This window comes from Mesorhizobium sp. M7A.F.Ca.CA.001.10.2.1 (genome assembly GCF_003998575.1).
Lineage (GTDB): Bacteria > Pseudomonadota > Alphaproteobacteria > Rhizobiales > Rhizobiaceae > Mesorhizobium.
In genome coordinates, this window is the sequence record NZ_RZQY01000345.1 from 1 (window position 1) to 6,254 (window position 6,254).

Sequence of the window (6,254 nt, forward strand, 5' to 3'; positions counted from 1 at the left end):
GTTGAACAGCGCGGCACGCTGATTTCCGCCGACAAAGCTGTGGTCGGTGCGGGCCAAGCGGTTCCTTGACCGGCGCATTGCCGCTAGGGTTCGCTCAGGCAGCTTGAAGCGCGGCGCGTCCGAAAGGGCCATGCGCGCATTTTCGGGCGCAGGCATCAGGAGAACACCATGCAGGGCGTCACCGTCGTCGACCACCCGCTTGTCCAGCACAAGCTGACCATCATGCGCAAGAAGGAAACCTCGACGGCCGGCTTTCGCCGGCTGCTGCGCGAAATCTCGCTGCTGCTCGGATACGAGGTCACCCGCAACCTCGAACTGACGACGACGACCATCGAGACGCCGATGGAAACCATGGAAGCGCCGACGCTTGAGGGCAAGAAGCTGGTCTTTGCCTCCGTGCTGCGCGCCGGCAACGGCTTGCTGGAAGGCCTGCTCGACCTGGTTCCGGCGGCCCGCGTCGCCCATGTCGGTCTCTACCGCGATCACGAAACGCTGGAAGCGGTCGAATATTTCTTCAAGGCGCCGAGCGATCTCGCCGACCGGCTGGTGATCGTCGTCGATCCGATGCTGGCCACCGCCAATTCGGCGATCGCGGCGATCGACAAGCTGAAAGAGCGCGGCGCCACCAACATCCGTTTCCTTTGCCTGCTGGCGGCGCCCGAAGGCATCGAACGCTTTCTCAAGGCGCATCCGGACGTTCCCGTCTTCACCGCTTCGATCGACCGCCAGCTCAACGAGAAGGGCTACATCATGCCCGGCCTCGGCGACGCCGGCGACCGCATGTACGGGACCAAGTAATACCAGGCAAAGTCACCTGGTGCGATTTACCAAACGTTTACGCAAAGGCGCGGTTTTGGCGCGCGTTAAAGCGGCAAACACCATCCGGGTCTAACGATCGGCTGTCACTACGGCGCCGCGCGTCCATTTCGGACGCGCAAAGGACGCTGTAGCATTTTGATTTGCGCGTGAGCCTTTCGGAAATCGATCCCGATTTCCGGGGTCATGCGGCGAGGCCGATCCATGCTGCGCAAACTTCTGATCCTCGCCGTTTTCGCCGGTTCATCGGCATCGATACCGATTGTGTACCAGTCCAATCCGCAACTCGTCGAAAACCTGCTGAGGTCGGCGGTGCCGGGCAAACAAGCGGTCGAAGCCCAACCAGACGTCAATCTGGCATCGGTGCCCAACAAGCCCGCGGCACCGCTGCCGATGGGCCGCAAGGTGGTCGTCGCGGCAGACGAGCGCGGACATTTCTCATCGGCTTTCAAGTTCAACGGGCGCCAGGTCGACGGCATGATCGACACCGGCGCCACGCTGGTCGCCATCAACATGTCGACGGCACGCCGAATCGGCTTGTCGCTGAATGCTTCGGACTTCAGCCACGAGGTCAACACGGCCAACGGCACCATCAAGGCGGCCGTGGCCATGATCGACCGCCTGCAGATCGGCAACATCACGGTCAATGACGTCCAGACCATCGTGCTCGACGACAGGGCGCTGCGCACCAATCTGATCGGCATGAGCTTTCTCAACCGGCTCGACAAATACCAGGTCGAGAACGGCACGCTGCTGCTCGTCCAGTAAGGCTATTCGTTTTCCGCAATTTCCAAGGGAAAGCGCTATGCGCTTTCCCGGGAAAACCGGTCCACCACTTTTCCTGGAATTGCTTCAGCCGCGCGGCAGAATCCGCCGGATGACCGACTTGTCGGCGGGCGGCTTCGAGGCGCCGACCGTATAGGCCGAAAGCACGGTAGCCGCGGCGGCCTCGGCATCGGCCGATGAGCGGGCATGGATCAGCGCCAGCGGCTCGCCGATCCCAACCTCCGCACCGACCGGCAACAACCTGGTGATGCCGACCGCGGGGTCGATCTTGTCGTCCGGCCGCGTGCGCCCACCTCCCAGGCCGACCACGGCGAGCCCGATATCGCGGGTGGCGATGCCGGTGACGAAGCCGTTTGCGGTCGCGTTGACGGCAAATTCGATCGCCGCCGCTGGCAGATACTTTTCCGGTTTCTCGATGAAATCGGCGGGGCCGCCAAGCGCGGCCACCATGCGTGCGAAGGTGGCGGCGGCGCGGCCGCTGGCGAGTGTCTCGGTGGCGCGCCGCATGCCATCCTGGTTGGACGACACCAGCCCGGCCGACTGCAGCATTTCGGCGGCCAGCGCCAGCGTCACGTCCTCGAGCCGACGGTCACGATACCGGCCGGTGAGGAAATCAACGGCGTTGCGCACCTCGACGGCGTTGCCGGCGGCCGACGCCAAGGGCTCGTTCATGCCGGTGATCAACGCCGAAGCCTTTAGTCCGGCGCCGTTGGCGATCTCAACCAGGCTGTTGGCGAGTGCGGTGGCGTCGCGCGATTTTTCCATGAAGGCGCCGTTGCCGACCTTGACGTCGAGCACCAGCGATTGCAGCCCGGCCGCCAGCTTCTTCGACAGGATCGAAGCGGTGATCAGCGGCACCGATTCGACCGTGCCGGAGACGTCGCGGATCGCGTAGAGCCGTCGATCGGCGGGCGCGAGGTCGGCGGTCTGGCCGATGATGGCACAGCCTGTTTCGAGCACCGCCTTGCGAAACAGCGCTACATCGGGCTGGCTGATGTAGCCGGGAATGGCATCCATCTTGTCCAGCGTGCCGCCGGTGTGGCCAAGGCCGCGGCCCGAGATCATCGGTACATAGGCGCCGCAGGCGGCGACGATCGGCGCCAGCATCAGCGAGACATTGTCGCCGACGCCGCCGGTCGAATGCTTGTCGGTGACCGGGCCGGGCAGGTCCGACCAGTCGAGCACATCGCCGGAATCGCGCATCGCCAGCGTGAGCGCCACGGCCTCGTCGCGGTTCATGCCGTTGAAGAACACCGCCATGGCGAAGGCGCCGGCCTGGCCATCGGTGACGGCGCCCGACGTCACGCCCGCGACGAAGCCGGCGATCTCCTCTTCCGACAGCCTGAGGCCATCGCGCTTGCGGCGGATGATTTCCTGGGGAAGCATCAGATCTCCAGCAGTCCGTCGCGGAACACGCGTTGCAGGATCGTCGCCAGCCGCGCGCCACCGACCGGGGCCATGTCCTTGGTCTCCTGGTGCGAAAGCTCGGCCCCGGTCATGCCGGCGGCCAGATTGGTGATGACCGAACAGGCGGCGACGCGCAGTCCTAGGAAGCGGGCGAGAATGACCTCCGGTACGGTCGACATGCCGACCGCATTGGCGCCCATGATGCGCGCCATGCGGATCTCGGCCGGCGTTTCGAAGCATGGACCGGAGAACCACATATAGACGCCCTTGTGCAGGGTGGTGCCGGTCGCATTTGCCGCCCGTTCGATGGCCTGGCGGATGCCGGCATCATAGGCTTCAGTCAGGCCGACGAAACGCCGGTCGCTTGGTTCGCCGATCAGCGGATTGGTGCCCGAGAAATTGATGTGGTCCGATATCAGCATTACCGAGCCAGGCGGCATGTCCGGATCGACCGAGCCGGCGGCATTGGTGAGGATCAGTTTCGTGATGCCGATGCCGGCAAGCACTTCCAGCACCGGCCGCATCGCCGCGGCGTTGCCGTGCTCGTAGTAATGGGCGCGGCCCGACAGCATCAGCACCGGCACGCCGGCAAACAGCCCTGCCACCACTTCGCCGGCGTGCCCGGTGACACCGCTTCTGGGAAAACCGGGCAGGTCGGCATAGGAGATGCGGATCGGGTCCTCGATCTGGTCGACCAGACCGCCGAGGCCCGAACCGAGCACCAGGGCCGTGGCCGGCGCCAGGCCGTCCAGCCTTTCGACGAGATGATCCAGGGTTTTTTCCGTCATCGCTGCCAGCTGTTCATTTGAGCCCGTTGTTCATTTCAAAATATCGCCGCGGAAACCGTAAGGCAGCATGTCGCCCATGGTCACGGTCTCGGCCACACCTGCATTGTCGCAGAGATAGAGCTTTGTTTCCGGCCGGCAGAATTCGGCCAGCCGCTGCCGGCAGCCGCCGCAAGGCGAGCATTTCGCCATGCGTTCGGCGATGACGGCGATTTCCACGATCTTGCCGCCGCCGCCCATGATGTAGTGGCCGAGCGCCGTGGTCTCGGCGCACCAGCCTTCCGGATAGGAGGCGACTTCGATGTTGGCGCCGGTAAAGACGCGCCCGTCCTCGGTGCGCAAGGCAGCGCCGACCGGAAACTTAGAATAGGGCGCGTAGGCCTTGGCCATGGCGGCCTTGGCGGCCTCGAACAGATCATGCGACATTCAGGTGTTCTCTCCGATGATCGTGTTCAAAACCCGGCGCAAAGCCGACCTGCCGCTCAACGTTCCTTGACATAAGGTACGCCGCCGGCGCGTGGCGGGATTGCCTTGCCGATGAAGCCGGCGAGCAGGATGACGGTGAGGATGTAGGGCAGCGCCTGCATGAACTGCGCAGGCACCTTGCCGATGATGGGCAGCGGTGATCCCTGCAGGCGGATCGACGCCGCGTCCAGGAAGCCGAACAGAAGGCAGGCGAACATGGCGTTGACCGGCTTCCACTTGGCAAAGATCAAGGCTGCCAGCGCGATATAGCCCTTGCCGGCGGTCATGTCCTTCACGAAGCCGCCATTTTGCACCATCGACAGGTAGGCGCCGGCAATGCCGGTGAGGATGCCGGTGCAGATCAGCGCCCTGTAGCGCAGCCAGGCGACCGATATGCCGGCAGTATCGACGGCGGCCGGGTTCTCGCCTACGGCGCGCAGCCTGAGGCCAAAACGGGTGCGAAACAGCACCCACCAGGTGAACGGCACCATCAGGAAGGCAAGATAGACCAGGATCGAGTGGCCCGACAGGAGCTCGGCATAGATCGGTCCGATGATCGGAACGCCGCGGATGGCCTCGGCGCCCGGCAAGGTGATGGCCTCGAAGCGCTCGCCCGGTTGCAGCGCCGGCGTGCGCCCGCCCTGCTGGAACCAGGCCTGGCCGAGGATGATGGTCGAGCCGGCGGCGATGAAATTGATCGCCACGCCGGAGACGATCTGGTTGCCGCGATGGGTGATCGAGGCAAAACCGTGGATCATGGCAAAGGCGACCGAGATCAGGATCGCCATGCCGAGGCCGAGAAAGGCCGAATGGAACACGGAAGCGGCGGCCGCACCGGCGAAGGCGCCGACCAGCATCTTGCCTTCGAGACCGATGTCGAAGATGCCGGCGCGTTCCGAATAGAGGCCGGCGAGGCAGGCAAGCAGCAGCGGCACCGAAAGGCGGATGGTGGAGTCCAGTGTCTGGATGATCGCGTTGAACACATCCATCTCAGGCACCTTTCCCCTTGACCGCTTCCATGCCCACCGATCGCGGACTGAACGAGGCGAACAGCGCCTGGATGTAGGGCCGGAACATGTGCTCGAGGGCACCGGCAAACAGGATCACCAGGCCTTGAATGATGACGATCATGTCGCGGCTGATCGCCGGCATCTCGAAGGCGAGTTCGGCGCCGCCCTGGTAGAGCATGCCGAACAGGATCGCCGCCAGCACGATGCCGACAGGGTGCAGGCGGCCCATCAGCGCCACGGCGATGCCGACGAAGCCGGCGCCGGAAACGAAGTCGATGGCGACATTGTGCTGATCGCCCATCACCGGATTGAGTGCCATCATGCCGGCCAGCCCGCCCGAGATCATCATGGCGGTGATGATGATGCGGGTTTCGGAGATGCCGGCATAGCGTGCCGCTTTCGGGCTGTGACCGTAGGTGCGCATTTCATAGCCGAGCTTGGTGCGCCAGATCAGCAGCCAGACCAGGAAGGCCATGACCAGCGCCAGCAGGAAGGTGACATTGAGCGGCGCCGAACGGATCTTGGCGCCGAACAGCTCGATGATCCAGTTGAGCTTGGGCAATTCCGCGCCGGCGAGGAAGTTACGCGTCTGCGGCGCTTGCGAGGCGGCTGGCTTCAACGGGCCGACCAGCAGGTAAACCATGATCGAGGCGGCGATGAAGTTGAACATGATGGTGGTGATGACGATGTGCGAGCCACGCTTGGCCTGCAGATAGGCCGGGATGAGCGCCCACAATGCGCCGACCGTCGCCGCAGCAATGATCGCCAGCGGGAAGGTCAGCCACCATGGCAGTGTGCTGTCGAAGCTCAGGCAGACGATGGCGATGCCGAGGCCGGCGATGTAGGCCTGCCCTTCGGTGCCGATGTTGAACAGGCCGCAATGCGCGGCCACCGCCACCGAAAGCCCGGTGAAGATGAAGGTGGTCGCATAAAAGAGGGTGAAGGCGATGCCTGTGCCTTTGCCGAAGGCGCCCTCGACCAGGAT

At 64.2% G+C, this 6,254-nt stretch carries 7 protein-coding genes; 2 read left to right on the top strand and 5 right to left on the bottom strand.

From position 1 onward, the window contains the following. Nucleotides 1-168: 168 nt before the first annotated feature. Both upp and EN964_RS21055 read left to right on the top strand, forming a co-directional pair. On the top strand, nt 169-798 hold the full coding sequence (gene upp, locus EN964_RS21050) for a uracil phosphoribosyltransferase (RefSeq protein WP_127266929.1): 630 nt from the start codon (nt 169-171) through the stop codon (nt 796-798). A gap of 222 nt (nt 799-1,020) precedes the next feature. Further along, nucleotides 1,021-1,584: a TIGR02281 family clan AA aspartic protease gene (locus EN964_RS21055; RefSeq protein WP_127266928.1), complete on the top strand. Its 564-nt coding sequence runs from the start codon at nt 1,021-1,023 to the stop codon at nt 1,582-1,584. An 84-nt stretch (nt 1,585-1,668) separates the two neighbouring features. On the opposite strand, the gene deoA is transcribed toward EN964_RS21055, so the two are convergent. From deoA to EN964_RS21080, 5 genes are all read right to left on the bottom strand, one after another. Continuing rightward, entirely contained in the window at nt 1,669-2,988 is a 1,320-nt protein-coding gene (deoA, locus tag EN964_RS21060) for a thymidine phosphorylase (protein ID WP_127266927.1), read from the bottom strand. Continuing rightward, nucleotides 2,988-3,797, bottom strand: a complete 810-nt coding sequence (locus EN964_RS21065) for a purine-nucleoside phosphorylase (protein WP_127266926.1) — start codon at nt 3,795-3,797, stop codon at nt 2,988-2,990. The genes deoA and EN964_RS21065 overlap by 1 nt, the downstream gene beginning before the upstream one ends. Before the next feature lie 30 nt (nt 3,798-3,827). Then, a complete protein-coding gene (cdd, locus tag EN964_RS21070; protein ID WP_127266925.1) occupies nt 3,828-4,220 on the bottom strand; it encodes a cytidine deaminase in 393 nt (130 codons plus the stop codon). A gap of 56 nt (nt 4,221-4,276) precedes the next feature. Further along, nucleotides 4,277-5,248, bottom strand: coding sequence for an ABC transporter permease (locus tag EN964_RS21075; protein WP_127266924.1), 972 nt, complete (start codon nt 5,246-5,248; stop codon nt 4,277-4,279). A 1-nt stretch (nt 5,249) separates the two neighbouring features. After that, nucleotides 5,250-6,254: ABC transporter permease (locus EN964_RS21080; RefSeq protein WP_164775910.1), on the bottom strand; the 1,005-nt coding region annotated here is incomplete at its 5' end.